At 70.6% G+C, this 20,925-nt stretch carries 17 protein-coding genes, 3 tRNA genes and 3 pseudogenes; 16 read left to right on the top strand and 7 right to left on the bottom strand.

The window, feature by feature from the left end; genetic code table 11:
- Window positions 1-130: 130 nt before the first annotated feature.
- From I0C86_RS22505 to I0C86_RS22495, 3 genes are all read left to right on the top strand, one after another.
- Window positions 131-826: a response regulator transcription factor gene (locus I0C86_RS22505; protein WP_196203247.1), complete on the top strand. Its 696-nt coding sequence runs from the start codon at window positions 131-133 to the stop codon at window positions 824-826.
- Complete coding sequence (locus tag I0C86_RS22500; RefSeq protein ID WP_196203246.1) at window positions 816-2,255, top strand: sensor histidine kinase; 1,440 nt, start codon at window positions 816-818, stop codon at window positions 2,253-2,255. The genes I0C86_RS22505 and I0C86_RS22500 overlap by 11 nt, the downstream gene beginning before the upstream one ends.
- Before the next feature lie 137 nt (window positions 2,256-2,392).
- Window positions 2,393-3,097, top strand: a complete 705-nt coding sequence (locus tag I0C86_RS22495) for a glycosyltransferase family 2 protein (RefSeq protein WP_196203245.1) — start codon at window positions 2,393-2,395, stop codon at window positions 3,095-3,097.
- 61 nt (window positions 3,098-3,158) lie between these two features.
- On the opposite strand, the gene I0C86_RS22490 is transcribed toward I0C86_RS22495, so the two are convergent.
- Together I0C86_RS22490 and I0C86_RS22485 are read right to left on the bottom strand one after the other, a co-directional pair.
- Window positions 3,159-4,055 carry a transketolase family protein gene (locus tag I0C86_RS22490; protein WP_196203244.1) on the bottom strand — a complete coding sequence of 299 codons (897 nt, stop codon included), beginning with the start codon at window positions 4,053-4,055 and terminating at the stop codon, window positions 3,159-3,161.
- A gap of 5 nt (window positions 4,056-4,060) precedes the next feature.
- Window positions 4,061-4,798 (bottom strand): transketolase, encoded by a 738-nt coding sequence (locus tag I0C86_RS22485; RefSeq protein WP_230394581.1) that lies wholly within the window; start codon window positions 4,796-4,798, stop codon window positions 4,061-4,063.
- Between the two features lie 60 nt (window positions 4,799-4,858).
- On the opposite strand from I0C86_RS22485, the gene soxR reads away from it, so the two are divergent.
- On the top strand, window positions 4,859-5,296 hold the full coding sequence (gene soxR / locus I0C86_RS22480; protein WP_196203243.1) for a redox-sensitive transcriptional activator SoxR: 438 nt from the start codon (window positions 4,859-4,861) through the stop codon (window positions 5,294-5,296).
- Between the two features lie 104 nt (window positions 5,297-5,400).
- On the opposite strand, the gene I0C86_RS22475 is transcribed toward soxR, so the two are convergent.
- The gene (locus I0C86_RS22475; RefSeq protein WP_196203242.1) at window positions 5,401-6,378 is read right to left on the bottom strand and encodes an NAD(P)H-quinone oxidoreductase; all 978 of its coding nucleotides are present in this window, start codon (window positions 6,376-6,378) and stop codon (window positions 5,401-5,403) included.
- 398 nt (window positions 6,379-6,776) lie between these two features.
- Here I0C86_RS22475 and I0C86_RS22470 point away from each other — a divergent pair, with 398 nt between their 5' ends.
- The 4 genes from I0C86_RS22470 to I0C86_RS22455 all read left to right on the top strand — a co-directional run bounded on the left by I0C86_RS22470 (window position 6,777) and on the right by I0C86_RS22455 (window position 9,903).
- Window positions 6,777-8,405 carry a D-glucuronyl C5-epimerase family protein gene (locus I0C86_RS22470; protein ID WP_196203241.1) on the top strand — a complete coding sequence of 543 codons (1,629 nt, stop codon included), beginning with the start codon at window positions 6,777-6,779 and terminating at the stop codon, window positions 8,403-8,405.
- Window positions 8,406-8,527: 122 nt separating this feature from the next.
- Window positions 8,528-8,614 (top strand) — tRNA-Ser (locus tag I0C86_RS22465).
- A 238-nt stretch (window positions 8,615-8,852) separates the two neighbouring features.
- On the top strand, window positions 8,853-9,221 hold the full coding sequence (locus I0C86_RS22460) for a hypothetical protein (RefSeq protein WP_196203240.1): 369 nt from the start codon (window positions 8,853-8,855) through the stop codon (window positions 9,219-9,221).
- A gap of 139 nt (window positions 9,222-9,360) precedes the next feature.
- Window positions 9,361-9,903 carry a YbhB/YbcL family Raf kinase inhibitor-like protein gene (locus I0C86_RS22455; RefSeq protein ID WP_196203239.1) on the top strand — a complete coding sequence of 181 codons (543 nt, stop codon included), beginning with the start codon at window positions 9,361-9,363 and terminating at the stop codon, window positions 9,901-9,903.
- A gap of 69 nt (window positions 9,904-9,972) precedes the next feature.
- On the opposite strand, the gene I0C86_RS22450 is transcribed toward I0C86_RS22455, so the two are convergent.
- Together I0C86_RS22450 and I0C86_RS22445 are read right to left on the bottom strand one after the other, a co-directional pair.
- A complete protein-coding gene (locus tag I0C86_RS22450) occupies window positions 9,973-10,683 on the bottom strand; it encodes a class I SAM-dependent methyltransferase (protein WP_196203238.1) in 711 nt (236 codons plus the stop codon).
- Window positions 10,684-10,981: 298 nt separating this feature from the next.
- The gene (locus I0C86_RS22445; protein WP_196203256.1) at window positions 10,982-11,761 is read right to left on the bottom strand and encodes a ferric iron reductase; all 780 of its coding nucleotides are present in this window, start codon (window positions 11,759-11,761) and stop codon (window positions 10,982-10,984) included.
- 360 nt (window positions 11,762-12,121) lie between these two features.
- Between I0C86_RS22445 and I0C86_RS22440 the strand changes: the two genes are divergently transcribed.
- Entirely contained in the window at window positions 12,122-13,648 is a 1,527-nt protein-coding gene (locus tag I0C86_RS22440; protein WP_196203237.1) for a peptide deformylase, read from the top strand.
- A gap of 86 nt (window positions 13,649-13,734) precedes the next feature.
- Here I0C86_RS22440 and I0C86_RS22435 read toward each other — a convergent pair whose 3' ends face one another.
- Window positions 13,735-14,850 carry a globin domain-containing protein gene (locus I0C86_RS22435; RefSeq protein WP_196203236.1) on the bottom strand — a complete coding sequence of 372 codons (1,116 nt, stop codon included), beginning with the start codon at window positions 14,848-14,850 and terminating at the stop codon, window positions 13,735-13,737.
- A gap of 171 nt (window positions 14,851-15,021) precedes the next feature.
- Between I0C86_RS22435 and I0C86_RS45500 the strand changes: the two are divergent.
- A pseudogene (locus I0C86_RS45500) lies at window positions 15,022-15,289 on the top strand (CPBP family intramembrane glutamate endopeptidase); the annotation flags it as partial.
- A gap of 92 nt (window positions 15,290-15,381) precedes the next feature.
- A pseudogene (locus I0C86_RS45495) lies at window positions 15,382-15,864 on the top strand (CPBP family intramembrane glutamic endopeptidase); the annotation flags it as partial.
- Here I0C86_RS45495 and I0C86_RS22425 read toward each other — a convergent pair.
- Window positions 15,825-17,606, bottom strand: a complete 1,782-nt coding sequence (locus I0C86_RS22425; RefSeq protein WP_196203234.1) for a hypothetical protein — start codon at window positions 17,604-17,606, stop codon at window positions 15,825-15,827. The pseudogene I0C86_RS45495 and the gene I0C86_RS22425 sit on opposite strands and share 40 nt — an antisense overlap.
- 172 nt (window positions 17,607-17,778) lie before the next feature.
- Between I0C86_RS22425 and I0C86_RS22420 the strand changes: the two genes are divergently transcribed.
- The 5 genes and pseudogenes from I0C86_RS22420 (at window position 17,779) to I0C86_RS22400 (ending at window position 20,619) form a co-directional block, all read left to right on the top strand.
- Window positions 17,779-17,869, top strand: a tRNA-Ser gene (locus I0C86_RS22420).
- A 34-nt stretch (window positions 17,870-17,903) separates the two neighbouring features.
- Window positions 17,904-17,979: transfer RNA gene (locus I0C86_RS22415), tRNA-Arg, on the top strand.
- 663 nt (window positions 17,980-18,642) lie between these two features.
- Window positions 18,643-19,015, top strand: a pseudogene (locus I0C86_RS22410) (DUF1731 domain-containing protein); the annotation flags it as partial.
- A gap of 61 nt (window positions 19,016-19,076) precedes the next feature.
- Entirely contained in the window at window positions 19,077-19,622 is a 546-nt protein-coding gene (locus I0C86_RS22405; protein WP_196203233.1) for a hypothetical protein, read from the top strand.
- A 16-nt stretch (window positions 19,623-19,638) separates the two neighbouring features.
- Window positions 19,639-20,619: a hypothetical protein gene (locus tag I0C86_RS22400; protein ID WP_196203232.1), complete on the top strand. Its 981-nt coding sequence runs from the start codon at window positions 19,639-19,641 to the stop codon at window positions 20,617-20,619.
- Window positions 20,620-20,925 lie beyond the last annotated feature (306 nt).

The raw sequence follows: 20,925 nt of genomic DNA, 5'->3' as shown, positions 1-20,925 counted from the left end.
CCGCGCGGCCGACCCCGTCCCCCGACCACGACTCCGTAACGACCACGACCCGGTACCCGACCACGACTCCGTACCCGATCCGAACGTTCCGGCCCGGGCGCCCGGGCCGCCCGTCGGACATCATTGTCGGGTGGCCGTCGACGCGTACCCGCGAGGGCTCGTCCTCGTCGTCGAGGACGAGCGGTCCATCGCCGACCTGGTCCGCCTCTACCTGTCCCGGGACGGGTTCGGGGTGCACGTCGAGCACGACGGCACCGCCGGGCTCGACGCCGCCCGCCGGATGCGTCCGGTCGCCTGCGTGCTGGACATCGCGCTGCCCGGCATGGCCGGTACCGAGGTCTGTCGCCGGATGCGTGCCGCCGGCGACTGGACCCCGGTAATCTTCCTCACCGCCCGGGACGACGAGGTGGACCGCGTCGTCGGCCTGGAACTCGGCGCCGACGACTACGTGACCAAGCCGTTCAGCCCTCGGGAACTGGTGGCCCGGATCCGGGCGGTGCTGCGCCGGACCGGCGGAAGCCCGGAGGGCGCGGAGCGGCCCCGGGTCGTCGGCCCGGTCACGCTCGACCCGGTACGGCGACTGGTGACCGTGGACGGTGTCCCGGTACAGCTCACCTCCACCGAGTTCGACCTGCTGGCACATCTGATGGGCCGTCCGGGGCGGGTGTTCACCCGGGAGGAACTGCTGGCCGGCGTCTGGGGCTACGCGGCGCACACGGGCACCCGCACGGTCGACGTGCACGTGGCACAGGTACGGGGCAAGCTGGGCCGCGCCGCCGAGGTGATCCGGACCCATCGGGGCGTCGGGTACGCCTGTGCCGACTGACCCCGCCGGGCCGCCGGGCGGCACCGAGCCGCCCGGCCGGCGGCGGCGCCGGTTCGGTCGTACCCTGACGGTCCGCGCGGTCGGGGTCAGTTGCGCGGTGGCCCTGGTGTCGGTCTTCGTGACCGCCGTGGTCGCGGTCCCGCTCGCCGCCCGCTCGGCGGAGCGGCAGGCCCGGAGCGCGTTGACGGCACAGGCCCGGCTGGCCGCCGAGGCGCTGCGCCCACGGATCGACCGGGGACGGACGGCCGACGAGGAGCGGATCGTCCGGCAACTTCGCAACCAGGGGATCAACGCGTACCTGATCCGGGCCGGCCGGGCCGACCGGCCCGGACTGCCGACCGAGGTGGTGGACCGGGTGGCCGCGGGCCGGAACTTCTCCGGACGCCGACAACTCTCCGGCCAACCGACGATGATCGAGGGTCGCTGGTTGCCGGGCGGCAACGGCGTCGTACTGGCGCGTCCGGTGACCACCGGCCTGTTGGAGGAGATCGTCGGGTGGCTCTGGCTGCCGCTGCTCGCCGGGCTCGCGGCCGGAGTCGTGGCGGGAGCGTTGCTCGCCCGCCGGTTGGCCCGGCCGATCAGCAACGCGGCGACGGCGGCGGCCCGGCTCCGCGCCGGCGACCGGGCGGTCCGGGTACCGGTGGAGCCGCCGGAGGAGGCTGCCGACCTGGCGTACGCGCTCAACGACCTGGCCGCCGCGCTCGCCCAGAGTGAGGGACGGCAGCGGGAGTTCCTGCTCTCCGTCTCGCACGAGTTGCGTACGCCGTTGACCGCGATCCGTGGCTACGCGGAGGCCCTGGCCGACGGGGTGGTCGGCCCGGACGGGGGCCAGCGGGCCGGTCAGATCATGTTGACCGAGGCGGAACACCTCGATCGGCTGGTCAGTGACCTGCTGTCGCTGGCCCGGCTCGAGGCGGCCGACTTCGCGTTGGAGCCGGTGCCGGTCGACCTCGGCCGGTTGGGTGGTGATGCCGCGCAGACCTGGTCGGCCCGCTGCGCCGCCCTCGGCGTCGTGATGCGGGCCGAGATTCCGGAGGTACCGACCTGGGTCCACACCGATCCCGGGCGGATCCGGCAGGTCATCGACGGGCTGCTGGAGAACGCGCTCCGGGTGGTGCCGCCGGGGGCGACGATCGTGCTCGCGGTACGGCCGCCGGGTCCGGGCGAACCCGGGGGTGGCGTGCTGGAGGTCCGGGACGGTGGGCCGGGGCTGGCCGACGACGACCTCGCGGTGGCTTTCGAACGCGGTGCGTTACGGCAGCGCTACCAGGGTGTCCGCAAGGTCGGGAGCGGCCTGGGCCTGGCGCTGGCCGCCGGACTGGTCCGCCGGCTGGGCGGCCGGATCAGCGCGGGTCACGCCCCGGAGGGTGGCGCCCGGTTCACCGTCTGGCTACCGGCCGACGGGACGGTTACGTACCGGACGGGCTGACCGTGGCCCCGGCCGGCGACGGCTGCGAGCTCGGGTCGCGAAGATCTGACCAGGGGCCGTGCCCATGCCAGGGACGGCGAAGGGCGCCGATCAGGCTAGGCTAGTCCCGATTCGTCGTCGGCACCGTGGAGATCCCCGTGAAGCTCTCGATCCTCATGCCGGTCTACAACGAGGAAGAACGCATAGCGGACGCCCTCAAGCAGGCACTCGCGGTCGACTATCCGTGCGAGGTCGAACTTGTGGTGGTCGACGACGGTAGCCGTGATGGTACCGGAGAGATCCTCGGACGGGCCGACGACACCCGGCTCCGGGTGATCACCCATCCGCGTAATGCGGGAAAGGGTGCCGCGATCAGGAGCGCGGTCGACAACGCCGAGGGCGAGTACATGGTGATCCTCGACGCCGACCTGGAGTACGACCCGCAGGACATCCCCAGGCTCCTCGCGCCGGTGCTCGACGGCCGGGCGACGGTGGTCTACGGAAATCGAACATTTGGCAGCCACAGCGCCTACAGCTTCTGGTACGTGATCGGCAACAAGGCCGTCACCACGGCCGCCAACGTGCTGTTCAACTCGTACATCGGTGATCTGGAGACCTGCTTCAAGCTGATGCCGGTCGCGCTGTACCGCTCCCTGGACGTCCGCTCCCGTGGGTTCGGCATGGAGGCGGAGGTGACCGGCAAGCTGCTGCGCCGCCGGATCCGTCCGTACGAGGTGCCGATCAGCTACCGGGCCCGGGGCCGGGAAGAGGGCAAGAAGATCACCTGGAAGGACGGCGTCGAGGCGCTGTTCATCCTCGGACGGGAGCGCACCCGTCGCCGAGCCGTTTCCGGCGAGCGCTGACCGGCCGGAGCCGGCCGCACTGCTCGGCGGCACTGCTCGGCGGCACTGCTCGGCCCCGGGATCAGTCGAGGAAGGCGCTGATCGACCGGCGCAGTCCCGGCGCGTCCAGGCCGTGCCAGCGGGCGTGGTCGGCCGGACTGCCGTACCGGCGCAGGTCGGTGCGGCCGACGCCGAGCGCCAGCAACCGATGCGGTACGCCGGCCAGGGCCCCGCTCACCTCCGCGCTCGACGTGCCGGCGAGGTACGGCTCCACCAGCACCACCGCCGGGGCGGCCGGTGACGGGGTGCCGACCAGCTCCCGCAGACCGGCGGCGTCGAACGGCCGGGGAGTGTGCGTGTACGCGACCGTGACGTCCAGCCCGGTGACGGCGTGCAGTACCGGGTCGAGCATCGGGCCGACCGCCAGCACCAGGGGTGCGCCGACGGTGCCCCGGTGGACCACCATCAGCCGGCCGGCGGCGGGCCGGGGCAGGTCGTTGGTCGCGGTGGAGAGTCGCAGGTAGACCCGGTCGTCGTGGTTCGCCGCCGCCCGCAGCAGCGCCGGCACCTCGTCCGGATGTCCGGGTACGTGCACCGTCCAGTCGGTGAGCGTGTCCAGTAGCGCCACGTCTCCCGGCGACATGTGCGTACGGCCCATGCTCGACCCGTCGTACGACGCGCCGACGCTGACCACGACGGCGCCCACCCCCTGGTGGTCCAGGTCGAGTTTGAGCTGCTCGTAGACCCGGTCGACGGCGAAGGTGGCGTACGAGTGCACGATCGGGCGCAGTCCGGTCAGGGCGAGTCCGCCGGCGACGCCGACCATCAGCTGTTCGCGGATTCCGACGTTGAGCACCCGGTCGGGATGCCGCCCGGCGGCGGGGGCGAAGGAGGACGCGGAGATGTCGGCGAGGACGAGCGCGGTGCGCGGATCGTCGTCCAGCAGGGCGGTGGCGGTCTCGGTGAAGGTGTCCCGCATCTCGTTCACTCCTTCGGTTCGACGACCGCGACGACCACGTGCGGCCGGTCCGGTCGGCGGCTGGTGAGGGCGGTCTCGATCGCGTCGTGGTTCCGGCCGTCGACGGTGTGGGCGGTCCAGCCGTGCACGGTGAACCGGCTCGCGATCCCGCCGGGCCAGCCGTGACTGGCGGACTGGTTGTCGATCACGATCGCGCTGATCGTGGCGAGCCCGGTCGCACCGGCGTACGCGATCGCCTCGTGGTTCGAGCCCTCGTCGAGTTCGGCGTCGCCGAGCAGGACGTACACCCGGGGCAGGTCCAGGCCCTGGGCCCGCAACCCGAGCGCGGTGCCGACGCCCAGTCCGAGGCCGTGGCCGAGTGAGCCGGTGCCGATCTCGACTCCGGGCACCAGGGTCCGGTCGGGATGGTGCCCGAGCCGGCTCTCCGGCCCGGCGAGGTCGTCGAGCCAGTCCTCCGGGAAGAATCCCTTGGCGGCGAGTACGGCGTAGTAGGCGGCCGGTCCGTGGCCCTTGGAGAGCAGGAAGCGATCCCGGTCGGGCGAGTCGGCGGTCTCCGGCGAGACCCGCAGGATCCGGTCGTAGAGCACCCAGAGCACGTCGAGGGTCGAATGGGCGCTGGGTGCGTGTTTCTCGTCACCGGTCAACCGGCGGAGCAACGGCCCGAGCCGGGCTGGCCGTCCAGCACGCCGGTTCCGGGTCGCGGGGGTGACCATCAGGTCGGGAGCAGTGGCGGTCGTGGTCATGAACCCAGCTTGCAAGTTAAAGTGCACTTCAACTCAAGGCCCCGGACAGCGGAGATTGACGTGCGGCAGGAGAGTCTGACGATCGGCGAACTCGCCGTCCGGTCCGGCGTGGCGCCGTCGGCGTTGCGGTACTACGAGCGGCTCGGACTGATCCGGGCCGGTCGTACCGGCGGCAACCAGCGGCGCTTCGACCGGGCCGAGCTGCGTCGGGTGTCGTTCATCCGGATCGCGCAGCAGCTCGGAGTCTCCCTGGAGGACATCAGGTCCGCGCTCGACGCGCTGCCGGACTCGCGTACCCCGAACAAGGCCGACTGGGCGCGGCTCTCCGCGAGCTGGCGGCGCCGGTTGGACGAGAAGATCGACCTGCTGACCCGGCTCCGGGACGACCTGACCAACTGCATCGGTTGTGGTTGCCTCTCGTTGCGCAGTTGCAGCCTCTACAACCCGGACGACGAACTGGCCGGGCAGGGGCCGGGCCCGCGCCGGATGCTCCCGTGAACGCGCCCGCCGACGGACCGACGGACTGGCGGACCGACGGACTGACGGGTCGACGGCTCGGCGGCTCGGCGGTTCGGCGGCTCGGCGGCTCGGCGGGGAGCCGATCAGTCGACGGTGAGCAGCACCTTGCCGAAGTGCGCCCCCGACTCCACGATCCGGTGCGCCTCGGCGGCCCGGGCCATCGGCAGCCTGCGGTCGACCACGGGCCTGATCGCGCCCGACACGATCAGTGGCCACACCTCCTCGCGTACGCCCCGGACGATCGCGGCCTTCTCCGCCGCCGGCCGGGAGCGCAGCGCGGTCGCGGCCACCGAGGCCCGCTTGGCGAGCAGCGCCCCCAGGTCGAGTTCGCCCCGGCGCCCGCCCTGCATGCCGATCACCACGAGCCGGCCGCCGGTGGCCAGCGCCGCGACGTTGCGGCCCAGGTACGACCCACCGACGATGTCCAGGATGACGTCCGCGCCTCTGCCGTCCGTGGCAGCCATTGTCGCTTCGACGAAGTCCTGGCCGGTGTAGTCGATGACGGTGGTGGCGCCGAGTTCACGTAGCCGGTCGTGCTTACCGGCCCGGGCGGTGGCCAGTACGGTCGCGCCGAGCGCGGCACCGAGCTGGACGGCGAAGGTGCCGATGCCGCTGCCGCCGCCGTGGACGAGCAGCGTCTCCCCGGCGCCCAGCCGGGCCAGCCGGACCACGTTCGACCAGACCGTGCAGGCCACCTCGGGCAGCGCGGCCGCCTCGATCAGTTCGACGCCCGCCGGCACCGGCAGGAGCTGCCCGGCCGGTACCGCCACCTGCTCGGCGTAGCCGCCGCCGCTCAGCAGGGCGCAGACTGGTTCGCCGACGCTCCAGCCGGTCACTCCGGTGCCGACCGCGCCGATCACACCGGCACACTCCAGGCCCGGATACGGTGACGCGCCGGCCGGCGGCGGGTAGTGGCCCTGGCGTTGCAGCAGGTCGGCCCGGTTCACCGCACTGGCCCGAATGTCGATCACCACTTCGTCGGGTCCGGGAGTCGGCTCGGACACGTCGGCCCAGAGCAGTGCGTCGGGGCCACCGGGCGTCGGGATCATGATCGCCTTCATGGACACAGTCTTACCGCCGTCCCGCCAGCCCGCAGCGCCGCCCGGCTCGCCGTCGTTCCTACGAACGTCGGACGCGGGCGACGCCAAGTCAACACATGTCAGGACGCGTACTTCTCGCACCATTCGGCGAGCTTCCTGCCGACCTTTCCGGACGAATGGCCGAGGAATTGTGGAAAATGGTAGCCGCACCGGCCTTCAATTGCCTTCACCGGCTACCAATCCGGGCGAATCCATCAGGGGGTTTCCGGTACGGATGAACGGCAAAAGAACGTATTGGAGCCTCCGTCCCCGGGTGCTATAAAGGCCTCCCAATCCGACAGATTCAAAACGGGGTGGGTATGGATCAGCAAGGTCCAACAAACGGCGGCTCGCGGTCCGGCCGGTGGTCTCGACGTACCGTGCTCGGTGCCGGACTCGCGGTGGGCGGACTCGGACTCCTCGCCGATCCGGCCGCCGCCCGCCCCGGCGTTGCTCCCGGCGATCCCTTCGGTCTGGATCCCGGCCTGAATCTCGGCCTGGAGAAGACCCTTCCGGGTCCGGCCGGGCCCGTCATCGACCCGGCCTTCGAGATCTCGCCGCCGCTGCCGCCCGAGGCACTCTCCGATGTGCCCACCCTTCCCCGCGCCGACGCGCGGCGGCTCGCCCCGGTCCGGCCGTCCCAGCCGGGGATCACGTCCCGGGCAACCCCGAACGCCGTACCCGGGGTTCCCTTCGAGTTCGAGTACCACGACTTCGAGATCCGCGAGCTGCCCGACGGGATCCGGCCGTACCACATGAGCTATGCCGTGCCGCTGGTCGACCCGGGCGTGCACGACTCGTCAGGCGTCCGGATGGCGTCGCTGGGTGGAAAGCTCTACGACCATCCGGTCGCCCAGGCGCAGTACGGCCTGCACCTGATCGAGGCGTACCGGATCACCGCGAACGTCGAGTACCTGAACCGGGCCAAGAAGCAGGCGCAGCGGCTGATCGACCGGCGGGTGCTGCACGGCGGCGGCTGGTTCTACCCGTACCCGTTCCGCTACCAGCTGCACCGGTCCAACGACGTCTACGAGGCGCCGTGGTACTCCATGATGGCCCAGGGGCAGGCGCTCAGCGTGTTCAGCCGGCTGTTCACCGCCACCGGCGAGGCCGAGTGGAAGGCCGCCGCCGATGCCACCTTCGCGTCCTATCTGGTGCCTCCGCAGGCGGGCAAGCCGTGGGGGGTGTACGTCGTGGGCGGGAACCTCTGGCTGGAGGAGTACCCGAACCCGACGGAGGTCAAGGGTGACCGGACCTACAACGGGCACACCTTCTCGGCGTACGGGCTGTGGGACTACTGGGTGGTGACCAAGGACGAGCGCGCGAAGGTGCTGTTGCAGGGTGCCCTGACCACCACCCGCGACGTCTACGGCGACGTCCGCAACCGGCACTGGCGGAGCAAGTACTGCCTGCGGCACGCCAACGACGCGGGCAACTACCACACCACCCACGTCACTCAGCACATCCAGTGCTTCGCCATTACCGGTGACACGATATTCGCACAGGTCGCGGAACTGTATTACACCGATTTTCCGCCGCACGGCATAACCGGGACAATCATGTTCCAGGCGGGAACTCACACCGGATACCGGTTCGACAGTGCCGGCACCATCACGGCCAGCCGGAAACTGACATTGGAGCGCCGGAGCAACGCGCCGTCGACCGCCCGGCTGAAGATTATGCGGAACGAGGGAATCTGGTACCAGATCAGTGCCGGAACCCTCGCGGGCTACTACCTCAAGGAAGTGCCGCAGCACTCGTACCAGGTCGGTGAGGCCGCCTCGATCGGCTATCGGATCCTGCGTCCGGCGACGATCGCGACCTCGCCGCTGAAGGCGTACACCATCGACGAGGCCGGCAACATGACCTCGGAGGTCACCAACTATCAGGTGGGTGATCCGGTCAACCTCAACCGCCGGGCGGTGCTGAACGGTGTCGAGCATCTCCGGTTCGCCGACGGCGACCATGCCGGGAAGTGGGTCGGCTACCCGACCATCACGCGGATCTGACGCGGTGCGCCCCGGGAGCGGACGCTCCCGGGGCCGTGCCGGCGGATGCGCCCCGGCCCGACGATCTGGCACACTACGTGGCGGGCAGCGGCTCGTCCCGGCGGGGCGACCACGCCGCTTCGGGAGGGTTCGCCTAGTGGCCGATGGCGCTGGTCTTGAAAACCGGTAAGGGGGCAACCTCTTCGTGGGTTCGAATCCCACACCCTCCGCTTCCCAGCACGACGGCCGGCGCCACCCGTGGCGGCGGGGGTACGCCCGGGTCCGCCACCTGGGATGTCGCCCATAGCCTGTTGACGGGCACGCGGTGCGATCCCTTACCCTACAGATAGTAATCAGACAGTGATCCTACGTAGATATCGCTGAACTGGGATCGCCGCAATCGGCTGGGCTGGCTGCCCACCGAACGGCGGAAGCCCGGACAGGCGTACGGAGTGAAGCGAGGGCGCCATGGAGCTGCGGCTGTCCCCGGTGCAGGTTCGCAACCGACTGATCCTGGCGGCTCGCCGGATCGTCGCCGACCACACTCCCGATGCCGAGGGCATCTGCCCGATCTGCGGAGTACTGCACTGCGAGGCGCTCGCCGTGGCCTTCGGTTATCTGGCCCGGGTGGACCGGCCCGAGCCGCCGGTGGCGGTCGAGATCCACCGTCGCGCCGCCGTTCCGCCACCGGGGATCACCGCCGCCGAGTTGCGGATCGCCGCCGGTTCGGCGCCGGACGCGATGGGCCGGTGGGACGTCGGGATCCGCCACCGCGTCGGGTGGCGGGCGGACGACGACGAGTGCGCCGACTCCGATCGGCCGCGCCGGCAACCCTGATCCTGCCGCCCTGGGCCACGCCAGTCGCGGTGGAGGGTGAGGGTGAGGTGTCGCGGGTGGCGGCGCGCGTAGCGGGTAGAAAGGGCACGGCGGCTTCCGCTCCGACGCCAGCCACCTGTTGCGCTGAAAGGATCTCTTGATGGCTCTTGACCGACCGATCCCACCCGACCCGTACGAGGTGCTGCCGGCCGTACCGTCGTTCACGCTGATCAGCAACGACGTGCAGAACGGCGAGCCGCTGGCCGTCGAGTTCGCGCATCCGAGCGTGGGCGGCGGCAACCTGTCGCCGCACCTTGCCTGGACGGGCTTCCCCGCCGAGACCCGAAGCTTCACGGTCACCTGCTACGACCCGGACGCGCCCACCGGCAGTGGCTTCTGGCACTGGGTACTGGTCAACCTCCCGGCCGAGCTGACCGAGCTGCCCCGGGGTGCTGGCGGCACGCCGTCGGCCGGCGCCCAGGGCGCGTTCAGCGTGCGCAACGACTACGGCGAGCAGTCGTACGGGGGCGCGGCGCCGCCGGCCGGGGATCGTCCACACCGGTACGTCTTCGCCGTACACGCCCTCGATGTGGAGCGGTTGGATCTGACTCCCGAGGCGAGTCCGGCCTACGTCGGCTTCAACCTGACGTTCCACACCCTGGCGCGGGCGGTGATCCGGCCCACGTACCAGGTGAAGGACTGACGGTGGGTCCGGGCCGGCATCCGTGTGCCCTCCTCGGGCCCCGGTGCCGGCCCGTGGCCGGTGGACCGCTCAGGCGGGCACCCGGGCCACGGCGAAGACGGACTGGCCGAACGGTGGCCGTACGACCCGCTCGGCGGCCTTGGTCACCGGCAGCACGAGGGTGTCGTACACCTTGACCATCGGCCCCTCCTTCGGCATCAGCCGGAAGACGTTGGTGGCCATGTAGTAGCCGATCAGGCCGAGCGCGTTCGCGTAGTGCAGGGTCTCCACCTGCAGGCCCGCCTCGTCCAGCGCGGCCCGCATGGTCTTCTTGGTGTAGCGCCGGACATGGCCGGTGGCGATGTCCGCCGGGCCCATCGCGAACTCGAACGCCGGCACGATGAGCACGATCGCCCCGCCCGGGCGGACCAGGCCGCGCATGCTGCGGAGTGCGCCGACGTGGTCCTCGATGTGCTCCAGCACGTTGTACGAGACGGCGGCGCTGTAGTCGCCCTGCTCGTTGGTCGGCAGCAACATCTGCCGTACCTCGATCGAGGGCTCGTCGGAGAGCCGTTCCTTGAGGGCGATCAGCCGGTCAGGGTCCGCCTCGGTGGCGGTGAACCGCTCCAGGAACGGCGCCCACTCGATGGCGTAGTCGCCCAGGCCGCTGCCGATCTCGATCGGGTTGTCACCGAGGTACGGCAGGGCCAGTTCGACGAACCAGCGCCGGTGGTTGACGGCGGTGGCGAGGCCTTCGAGCACCTCTTCCTGAACCCGTTGATCTCCAGTTATTTCTGCCATGCGTCGATTCCTCACGCTCTGACTCGACCTGCACTGGACCGACAGAGTGAACCATCTACGACGACCGTAGGGAAATTGGGGCACTCATGCGAGCCGAACTCAGGCATCGCACTTCGGTTGTGACCAGTTCGGGGGTGTTTTGTTACGTAGCACCCGAAGATTATCTTGATCACATTGGCCAGGTGTGTCGACTCGATAACAGTCGGGTGTCAACCCCTCGGGCTTCCCTCTCCGAGGGCTTCTCGAACGCGTCCGCGCGGATGCCTCGGAAGCCCCCGGAGATGCCTGGACGGACGCGTCAGGGGGTGCGGATGCAGCAGCCGGCGCAGACCTTGGGCTGCGGAAGGGTGAAGGCCAGGCAGCAGGTCTTGCGCTGCACGGTCAGTTCGCCGGTCGGGCCGGGCACCAGGTCCACCAGGTCCGCCACGCCGAGTGTGTCGAGCAACGTGCCGATCGTCGCCGCGGATCCACCGGGCAGCGAGTCCGCGGCGCGCAGTACGCCGTGCGCGACCCCTGACGCGACCGAGCCGAGCAGCGTACGGGCGCCGACCCGGACCTGGGAGTGCAACGCGTCCAGCATCGGGGTCAGGTGTGCGTCGAGCAGGGACGCGCGCAACGCGCCGAGGAGTTCGGCCTCGTCCAGGGCGATCCGGACCTCGGGCAGCCCGGACAGGGCCAGCGGGTCCGACGGAAGTACCGCGATCGTGGTGGAGCGGCGGAGGCCGAGCTTGACCAGGGGCCGGTGCTCCTCCAGTTGGACCAGTACGTCCTCGGGGCGCAGCAGCGGCACCCGCCGGGCGGAGGCCCAGCCCAGCACCACGGGCAGCGCGAGCCAGTACGTGTAGGCCTTCCAGGCCAGCGCGGCGGCGGCATGGGGCTGGGCGCCCCACCGCTGCCGGGTGGCGTCGAGGAGTTCGGGCAGCCGCGTGCCGTCCACCAGTTCGGTGGCGGGGATCCAGCCCGTCTCGTCGGGAACCAGCAGGCCGGTGGCGAGGCCGGGCAGGTCGTCGGTGCCGAAGGTGGCCCGCAGGGTGGCGGTCACCGGGGCGAGGGGTGCGGCGGCCCGGTCACCGATCAGGACGGTCACGCGCGGTCGCCGATCCGCGGTGTTCCGGTGTGCCGGCTGTCGCCCGGTACGGTCGCCGTAACCGGACTGGCCTGCGTCGACGTCAGCAGTGCCACCAGGACCCACCCCCCACTCGTGCCGGCTGCATCGTCACCCTAGCTTGCTAAGGCTAGGCTAACCAGAGTTGGGTGATCGCGCAGTCCCTGGGGCAATGTTTTCTCCGACACGTCGCCAGTTGACCCCGCCGGGTAGGGCCGGCCGGCAAGGATCAGCCGGAGTGGCCGAAATGTCAAGCCATTGTCGTTAACGCGCCAGTTCTGTCAGACTGGCCGACTCGGCCAGCAAACTGAGATTCCCGGCCAGAGGAACCTGATGACCACCTCGCCTATCGAGCGGGCTGCCGACTCGTTCGCGGCCGAGCTTTCCCGCCGGCGGGTCGAGCGGGGAATGACGAAGAAGCAGCTCGCGGCCCGGATGGGGTTCGACCCTTCCTACGTCAGCCACGTGGAGGGGCGTCGGCACCGTCCGACCGAGGATTTCGCCCGCCGCGCCGAGGCCGTGCTGGGCGCGGCCGGAGCGATCTGGCAGCGCTTCCAGGAGTACGACGAACTCCGGCAGGCGCGCTCCGCCGTCGTCGCGCACCGCGACCCCCCGGTACCCGAGCAGTGGATGCCGCCCGGCACCGGCCTGATCGTGGAGCAGGAGACGGCCACCCTCGCCTACGACGGCGACGCCTACCGGTGCGTGATCCGCCGGGCCCTCTACAACGCCGGCACCGAGCCGGTGACCCGCTATCTGGTCCGGGTGGCCGTGGACCGATATCCCAACGATCCGGGTCGGTCGAACCGGCACCACCGGGAGAACCCGCTGACCTTCGCGGAACTGGACCTCCAGGCGTTCTGCGACGACCAGGGCACCCGCGAGCCGATGGAGTGGCGCAAGAAGCACGACCGGGACGCGTTCAAGGAGGTGTGGCTGCTCTTCGAGAACTCCGACGGGCGGTTCCCGCTCTATCCCGGAGAACGGATCACCACCGAGTATTCGTACCGGGTGAACCAGGACAAGTGGGGCCAGTGGTTCCAGCGGGCGGTCCGGCTGCCCACCCGCCGGCTCGCGCTGCGACTCGACCTGCCGCTCGACCTGGACCCGCAGGTCTGGGGGGTGGAAACGTCACTGTCGGCGGAGGAGGGGCCGCTGCGTACGCCGCTGGTCCGGCACGACGGAGACGGACGGGTCCTCTTCGAGTGGTCGACCGACGACCCGCCGTTGAACGCCCGGTACCGACTGGAGTGGCGCTACCGGGCCGCGCCCACCACACCGACCGCCCCGGAGCCCGAGTCGGAGACCCGGGCCAGCGACCGCATGCGGGCCGCCGGAATCGTGCAGCTCGGAGCGGACCTGCTCCGGCAGCCGGCCCGGCAGTTCGACCTGCCCCGCGACGAGGCCAACGCCCGCGACGTGGTGAGCCGGCTACGAACCGTGCTGGAACGGCTCGACGAGCTGCACCCGTTCAGCAAGGGGGTCGGTCTCGCCGCGCCGCAGATCGGGCTGCCCTGGGCCGTCGCCGTCGTCCGGCCGCCGGACCGGGACGCGGAGCCGGTCGTGCTGCTCAATCCCAGGGTCGTCGACGCGGCCCTGGAAACCGACGAACAGTACGAGGGGTGCCTCTCCCTGTTCGACCTGCGGGGCCTGGTGGCCCGGCCGCTCCGGCTCGACATCGAGCACGCCCGCTGGGACGGCGGACGCGTGATCACCTCGTTCGAACTCGCCATGGCCCGGCTGGTCGCCCACGAGGTCGACCATCTCGAAGGCAGGCTGTACGTCGACCGGATGGACCCGGACGTTCCGCTGGTCCCGATCGAGGAGTACCGGGACACCGGCAATCCCTGGCGCTACTGAACGCGGCCCTCGCCTGCGCGTGGGGGGGCCGGGCCTCGTGTCCTGCGGGACAGGACACGAGACCCGGCCTTGGGGGGAGTGGGGGTCTAGAGTTCGCCGAACGCGTCGTACCGGATGTTCTCCGGCGGCACCTCGTCGGCGGCGAGCGTCCGCAACGCGGACCGGACCAGCGAGGCCGAGCCCGAGACGTAACAGTCGTGGCTGGTCCACGGGCCGTACCGGGCGAAGACCTCGGCGATCTCGCCCTGTTCGCCGGGGAAGCCGGGATCGGCACTGCACGCGGGGATGATCGACAACCAGGGGTGCTCTGCGGCCAGCTGGTACAGCTCGGTCAGCCCGTACAGGCCGTCGCGGTCCGGGGCGCCGACGAAGACGTGCATCCAACGGGTGCGGTTGTGCGCCGCCAGTTCCTCGGCCAGCGCCTTGATCGGGGCGAGCCCGACGCCGCTGGCCACGCAGAGGACGTCGCGGGTGGATTTCGGATCCAGCGTCATGGAACCCATCGGTGCGGCCACCCGCAGCAGGTCGCCGACCCTGACCCGGCGGACCAGGGCACTGGAGACCCAGCCGGCACCGACGGCCCGGACGTGGAACTCCAGCGTGTTGTCCGTCCTCGGGGCGTTCGCGATCGAGTAGGTCCGCCAGAGCCGGGGCTGGTAGCGCGGCACCTCGACACTGACGTACTGACCCGGGCGGTAGGGCAGCGGATACTGGAGGGGTCGGCAGGTCAGCACGGCGATGTCCGAACCCCGGCGTTCGTGGCTGAGCACCTCGGCATGCCAGAACGGCGGGTTCGGATCGAGGGCCGCTCCGGCCTGCATCCGCTCCCCGATCGCCTGGTACGCGTCCCGCCACGCCTGGTCGTACTCGACGGTCCACCGCTCGCCGGCGGACTGCCGCAACGCCTCCAACAACGCGGCGCCCATGACGTCGTAGTGCTCGGCCCGTACGTGGTACTTGCGGTGGTCGCGACCGAGGGAGCGGAGGTAGTCGTCGAAGTTCTCCGGATCGTCGATGGTCTGGACGGCGGTGACGATCGCCTCGAGCAACCGGTCCCGCTGCCCGTCCATCTGGACCGGAAACAGCGTGCGCAGTGCGGGGTCGGTCAGGAACAACCGGGCGTAGAAGTATCCCGCGACCTTGTCCCGCTGCTCTTCGACCAGGGTCCAACTCTCCTTCAAGAGCTGCGCCAGGTTGTCCATTGACACCTTCTCGGTCGGGGCCACTGCGCGAATAAGAATGAATACCGAGAGTCAGTGCGGGTCGCACAGAGTGTGCGATCGGGTCCAAACGGCGCTCGCCGGGCTACGGCCCCTCGGAGGCTCCCGGTGCGGGAGACCACGGCGGCCCGCCGGATCGGGCACAGTTGTCGCGTGACGGTTGATCTCGCCCGACCACTTTCCCGCCGGGTGCTGGGCACCGAGGTGCTGTTGGTTCTGGGCCTGTCCCTGGGGCAGTCCGCGGTCTACTCGGCGGTGACGATCATCGCCCGGCTGACCGCCGACCGGCCGCTGTCCCAGCAGACCGCCACCCTGAACGCCTCCCAGTCGGCACGTCCCTGGCTCGACCTCACCTACCAGCTTCTGGGCATCTTCTTCGCCCTCGTGCCGGTACTGCTCGCCATCCACCTGCTCAACCGGGACCGGCCGCTCGACCGGGACGGCCTGCTCGATCGCGAGGGTCTGCTCGACCGGAACGGGGTGCTCGACCAGGGCCGGGGTGGCGCCCGGTGGGCACTCGGGCTGGACGGGCGGCGGCCCGGCCGGGATCTCGCCTGGGGTGCGGCGCTCGCCGCCGCGATCGGGCTACCCGGCCTCGGCCTGTTCTGGGTCGCCGCGCACCTCGGCGTCAACGCCAACGTGGTACCGGCGAACCTGCCCGATCTCTGGTGGGCGGTGCCGGTACTCGTCCTCTCCGCCGCGCAGAACGCGATCCTCGAGGAGGTCGTGGTGGTCGGATACCTGATGACGCGATTGCGGGAGATGAGCTGGCGGATCGGCGCCGTGATCGCGGCCAGCGCGTTGCTGCGCGGCTCCTACCACCTCTACCAGGGCTTCGGCGCGTTCCTCGGCAATGCGGTGATGGGGGTCGTCTTCGGGCTGTTCTTCCTGCGTACCAAGCGGGTGCTTCCGTTGGTGGTGGCCCACACCCTGCTGGACGTGGTGGCCTTCGTCGGTTATGCGCTGCTGCCGCGAAGCTGGTTCGACTGGTTGTAGGGCAAGGCTGACGGCCCGTCCGCCGTACCTTCGCCAGCGGAGGAGGAAGGGCCGGAGGAACGCGGGCCGCTGGTGGTCCGGTAGAGCGTGGCGGCCCGGGCGGCGAGCCGCTCGATTGCAGCGGCGTTCGCCAGAGCGGTGACCAGCGTCGTCGCCCCGGGCAGTCGTCGTACGGCCATCCGTAGCGCCAGCCAGTTCGCGCTCCGGGCGACGATCGGCGCGCCGAGCCGCCAGCCCGCCTCCGCCAACCGCGGTGACGACCCGTCCGGACCGCCCCGCAGAGCCACCTCCGCCGCGTCCAGGGCCGCCCGGGCGCTCTGCCCGTCCGGATGGACCCGGGTCAGCACGAGCAGGTCGGCGGCCCGGTCCGGAGCGGTCGGATCATGATCGTGTGCGGCAGCCAGATGCAGCACCAGGCCGGCCTGCGCCCAGGTGACGACGGCCAACTCCGCGAACGGGGCGAGCAGCCCGGTCGCCATCGACAGGGCGCCGCCGACGGCGGAGAGCCGGACGTACCGCCGGGTGGCCAGCCGGGCGAGGCCGTCGGGGGTGGCGTTCGGATAGCTCGTACGGATCCGCGTCGCCCAGGCCAGGGCATCCGGCCCCAGTTCGCGTACGGCGGCAAGGGCGAGAAACTCCGGCGCATAACCGGGGTGGTCGAGAATGTGCCGCACCGTCGCGCCCTGCCGCCCTGACCGAGGGGTACGGTCCGCAGCCGCCCGATCCGGCCCGGCACCGCCTGACGGGAGTACGGCGGCGGCCCGTTCGGGTACGACGGTCCCGTCGGCCGTGCCGGTCAGCTCCCCGGGGGCGTCGCTCTCGATCGTCTCGCTCGCTGCGGAGCTGTCCGGCGGAGCGGACCCGGCTGCTGACGGCGTGCCCGTCGATCCGTCCGACGGTGGCTCAGGGCTGGCGGGTCCGGTCGAGGGCTCGGCCGGAGCTGTCCGAGGTCCGGTCGCCACCTCTGCCGGCGCTGCCGTCGGGTCGGCTGGCGGAGTCGTCGGCGCTGCGGACGGTGGCTGCGGCGCGGCCTCGGTCGACGCGGGCATGGCCGTGGCCTTCCTCACAGCGGCCGTTCTGCCGGTGGTCTTCTTCGCGGTGGTCTTCTTCGCAGCGGCCGTCTTGGCGACCGTGGTCTTCTTGGTCGCGGTGGTCTTCTTGGCGGCGGCCACCTTCTTGGCGATTCCGGTGCTCTCGGCGGGCGTGGCCACCTTCTTGGCGGCGGCCTTCTTCCGGGCGGCCGGTGCCGCGCCCTGGCGCGGCGGGATCGACTCGTCCTGGGCGACCGGGATCGACTCGTCCTGGGCGACCGGGATCGACTCGTCCTGGGCGGCCGGGATGGTCTCGTCCTGGGCGGCCGGGATGGTCTCGTCCTGTCGGGTCGGGGTGGAGGCGCCGGTCTCGAGAGCGTTCGGCGCCGGCCTGGTCGGCTGGTCGGCCTGCTCGGGACCGGGTTCCGGGGAGTTCTGCGGCGTGGCGCCCTGCCCGGAAGAGGAGAACGCCGGCGGCCGAATGGCGGAACTGGTCGACGCCGTCGGCAGCTCGGCCTCGGTCGGCGGCTGGAACAGCACCGCTGGCGGCGTCGGTCGGGTACGGGGGCGCGGTGCCCTCGGCGCCTTGTCGGTTGGCTCCGGGTCCGGCTCTGGTGGGGACGTGAAGGCGGCCTCGGTCCGGCCGGATCCGCGCGTCGACTTCGGTTCCGGGCGGCGGCGTTGGGGCTCGGTGGGCGGCTGCTCCTCCATATCGTGCGAGCCTAGTCGTGTTGGTGGATCGGCACCGGACAGGAATCGACCGAGGTTGCGGCCGGGACGGCCAGGGGGTGGCCGACGGCTTCACCAGCCCGACCGGGAAGTCGTTTTGCCCCTCCGGGTAGCTGCCCTGTATCCTCGACCGACGTGGTCCGCTGACCACCAGGGAGACTTCGCCTAGTCTGGTCTATGGCGCCGCACTGCTAATGCGGTTGGGGTCTTAAAGCCCCTCCCGGGTTCGAATCCCGGAGTCTCCGCGCTGGGGCTGGTGTGTAGACTGGCCCGGCAGCTGCGCCCGTAGCTCAACGGATAGAGCATCTGACTACGGATCAGAAGGTTAGGGGTTCGAATCCCTTCGGGCGCGCCACTTGAGCAGGCAATATAGCCAACCGGCTATATTGCCTTCTTTCGTGTGGGTCGCGGTTGTGACCCACGTTTGCGCAGCTCAGGGGCGCTTTTTCCCGCTCGAGCGACCTCTCGACGGCGAGCACCCTCGGAGCACCCACGGTCCCGTTAACCGGGGACGCCAAGAAGGCATTGTGCTTGTTTCTGCAGGTAGCGGCCCTACCTTGTGGCGCACCGGCAACACCGCTGCGGCCCGGCACCTCTGATTACCCGTCAGATGCTCCACGCAAGATCGACAGCTTCGACCGAGTCGACCTGGGCTGGACACCGGTCTGGCGCCGATGCCGGGCATCGAGGTCAGGACTTCGGGGAGAGAGTGTGCGTCAGGCATCCTGTCCACCTCGCCGTGACCTGGTCCTGTGTCGTAGCACGTGAGGGAATTGGTGAGGCGGGGAAGACCGTGTCAGCGCTGGCTGCGCCACAATGGGTTTCCTACCGGCAGGTTAGGGCCGGATCGCTCTTCCGGTGACGCTGTGTCAGCACGCCAGTAGCTCGCTATTGGAAAGGACCATGCCAGGCAGGCGTTGAGGTCCCGGGGACTGAGGCGCGATGAGGCTAGGGCTTAGAGGGTTGGGGTGCGGCGAGCGCGTCGCTCGTCGGTCGGGTGCCAGCATCGGCAGTGTTCGGCATCGCGGGCAAGTTCGGCAACGGGCGGCAGTGGATCCCGTGAATCTCGCTGACCGACTGGATCGCGGCGGTGACCTTCCTGCTGAACCGCGACGACATCGCCGGCCCGGTCAACATCGTCGGCCCGAGGCCGGCCACCAACGCCGAGTTCACCAAGGCGCTCGGCGGGGCCCTGCACCGGCCGGCCGTGATGCCGGTGCCCGGGATCGCATTGCGGGTCCTGCTCGGCGAGATGGTGGTGGAGGCGCTGCGCAGCCTCCGGGTGCTGCCCGGCGTTACTGAACCGGGCCGGCTTCCAGTTCCGGCACCCGGACCTGAACGGGGCACTGGAGGCAGCATTCAAACGCGAATGGTCTTTTCGTCCGTATTGAGGTAACTTGTCTTAGTAATCTCCGAGGAAGACCCGTGTCTTACCGCACCTGGGAGATTCACATGAAAAAGACCCTGCTATCCGCTTGCCTGGCCGGCGTAGCCCTGGCGGTCGGACTCGCCGCGCCGGCCTCCGCCGACGAGGGGAGCACCATCGTCACCCTCAACGTCACCGCCGCCGGCGGCCTCACCATCACCGTGCCGGCGACGGCGAACCTGGGCAACGGCACCGAGGGCGCCACGGTCTCCGGAAACCTTGGCCCGGTCACCGTGCTGGACCAGCGGGCCCTGCTGAACGCGAGCTGGGTCACCACCGTCGTCGCGACCGACTTCACCACCGGCGCCGGCACGGCGGAGGAGACGATCCCGGTCATCAACGTCCGCTACTGGTCCGGACCCGCCACCGGCACCGCCGGATCGGGGACCTTCACGCCGGGACAGCCGACCGCGGCCGACGCAGTGATCATCAACGTCCCCCGGACCGCGTTCACCCACACCGGCGGCTCGGGCAACAACTTCGCGACCTGGAACCCCACCGTGCTGGTCGACGTGCCGGTCGGCACCTCCGGCGGTACGTACACCGGGACGGTGACACATTCGGTGCTGTGACGGCGTCCGCCGGCTGGTGCTGCTGACCTCCGTCGCCGTCCTGGCCCTCGGAGCGTCCGCGGCACCGACCGCCGCCGGACGCCCGATGCCGGGCGAGCGGGACTCCGGGGGGTCGGGAATCGGCCTCCAACTGCTGGAGATTCCGGTCGCCCGGGCCCAGGATCCGAGGGCGAACGCGTACATCGTGGACCACCTCGAGCCGGGGACGAGCATCCAACGCCGGGTCGAGGTCCGCAACACCTCGGACGAGCGCCACAAGGTCGAGTTGTACGCCGGCGCCGCCAGCGTCGAGAAGAACATCTTCACCGCCGCGGACGGTCGTGGGGGCAACGAACTCAGCGACTGGGTGACCCTGGACTCGGATCGAGTCGAACTGGCGCCCGGAGCCAGGAAGCGGGTACAGGTCACGGTCGCGGTCCCGGGGACCGCGTCGGCGGGTGAGCGGTACGCGGCGGTCTGGGCGCAGGTCACCAGCCCGGCCCGCGACGGCGGCGTCACCCAGGTCCACCGGGTCGGCGTACGGATGTACCTCGACATCGGGATGGGCGGGGAGCCGCCGACCGACTTCCGGATCGACCAGATGGCGGTCGGGTCCGGATCGGGAAGCTGGCCGGTGGTCACCGCGTGGGTGCACAACACCGGCCGGCGTGCCCTCGACATGGACGGAACCCTGCACCTGGCGAACGACTCCGAGACGGTCCGGGCCGGGCCGTTCCGGGTCACCACCGGCGTGACCATCCTGCCGGGCCAGCGCGGCCAGGTCAGCACGACGGTGGATCAGCCGTTGGCGGCCGGCACCTGGACGGCGCAGCTGATCCTGAGCAGCGGCACCGTACGACGTACCGCCGAGGCCGAGCTGGTCCTGCCCGGGGTGGCCCAGAAGGCGAAATCCGCCGGCCCGGGGTTGCTGCTGTTCGTGCCCGGCGCCGCCGTGGCGCTGCTGCTGATCGCCGGGCTGCTCGGCTGGCGCCTGCGTCGTGCCCGGCTGCGCAGGTAGCGGCAGAACCCGAGGAACTTCGAGCGGTCCTTGGTCTTCTTGATGTGACCGTAGAGCTTGTCGTTGACCACGTCGTAGGCAGCGAACAGGTGTCGGATCCCGTGTGGCCGGGTGTAGGCGGCGGGGCCAGGGCTCCCGGTTGGGATCCTTGTGCTTGCCGCCGCGCCCGGCCCACTGCCGCCCTGGATGGTGCTGGAGGTTGAGCGTGCCGAACTCGTCCAGGCAGAAGACGACGTCCGGCTCGCCGGGCTCGGGTATGACCTCGCGGTCGGCGATCGCGTAGAGGTGCTCGACCCGGGCCTTCTT

It is taken from the genome of Plantactinospora alkalitolerans (assembly GCF_015690345.1).
Lineage (GTDB): Bacteria > Actinomycetota > Actinomycetes > Mycobacteriales > Micromonosporaceae > Plantactinospora > Plantactinospora alkalitolerans.
Note: the sequence above shows the minus strand (reverse complement) of the source record. Positions and strands in the feature narration are given on the sequence as shown.

Bases quoted from the DNA above. Each gene is read 5' to 3' on its own strand.
- I0C86_RS22490 (WP_196203244.1), bottom strand. From the start codon at position 4,055: ATGCGGGACACCTTCACCGAGACCGCCACCGCCCTGCTGGACGACGAT.
- I0C86_RS22485 (WP_230394581.1), bottom strand. From the start codon at position 4,798: ATGACCACGACCGCCACTGCTCCCGACCTGATGGTCACCCCCGCGACC.
- I0C86_RS22475 (WP_196203242.1), bottom strand. From the start codon at position 6,378: ATGAAGGCGATCATGATCCCGACGCCCGGTGGCCCCGACGCACTGCTC.
- I0C86_RS22460 (WP_196203240.1), top strand. From the start codon at position 8,853: ATGGAGCTGCGGCTGTCCCCGGTGCAGGTTCGCAACCGACTGATCCTG.
- I0C86_RS22455 (WP_196203239.1), top strand. From the start codon at position 9,361: ATGGCTCTTGACCGACCGATCCCACCCGACCCGTACGAGGTGCTGCCG.
- I0C86_RS22450 (WP_196203238.1), bottom strand. From the start codon at position 10,683: ATGGCAGAAATAACTGGAGATCAACGGGTTCAGGAAGAGGTGCTCGAA.
- I0C86_RS22440 (WP_196203237.1), top strand. From the start codon at position 12,122: ATGACCACCTCGCCTATCGAGCGGGCTGCCGACTCGTTCGCGGCCGAG.
- I0C86_RS22435 (WP_196203236.1), bottom strand. From the start codon at position 14,850: ATGGACAACCTGGCGCAGCTCTTGAAGGAGAGTTGGACCCTGGTCGAA.
- I0C86_RS22425 (WP_196203234.1), bottom strand. From the start codon at position 17,606: ATGGAGGAGCAGCCGCCCACCGAGCCCCAACGCCGCCGCCCGGAACCG.
- I0C86_RS22405 (WP_196203233.1), top strand. From the start codon at position 19,077: ATGAAAAAGACCCTGCTATCCGCTTGCCTGGCCGGCGTAGCCCTGGCG.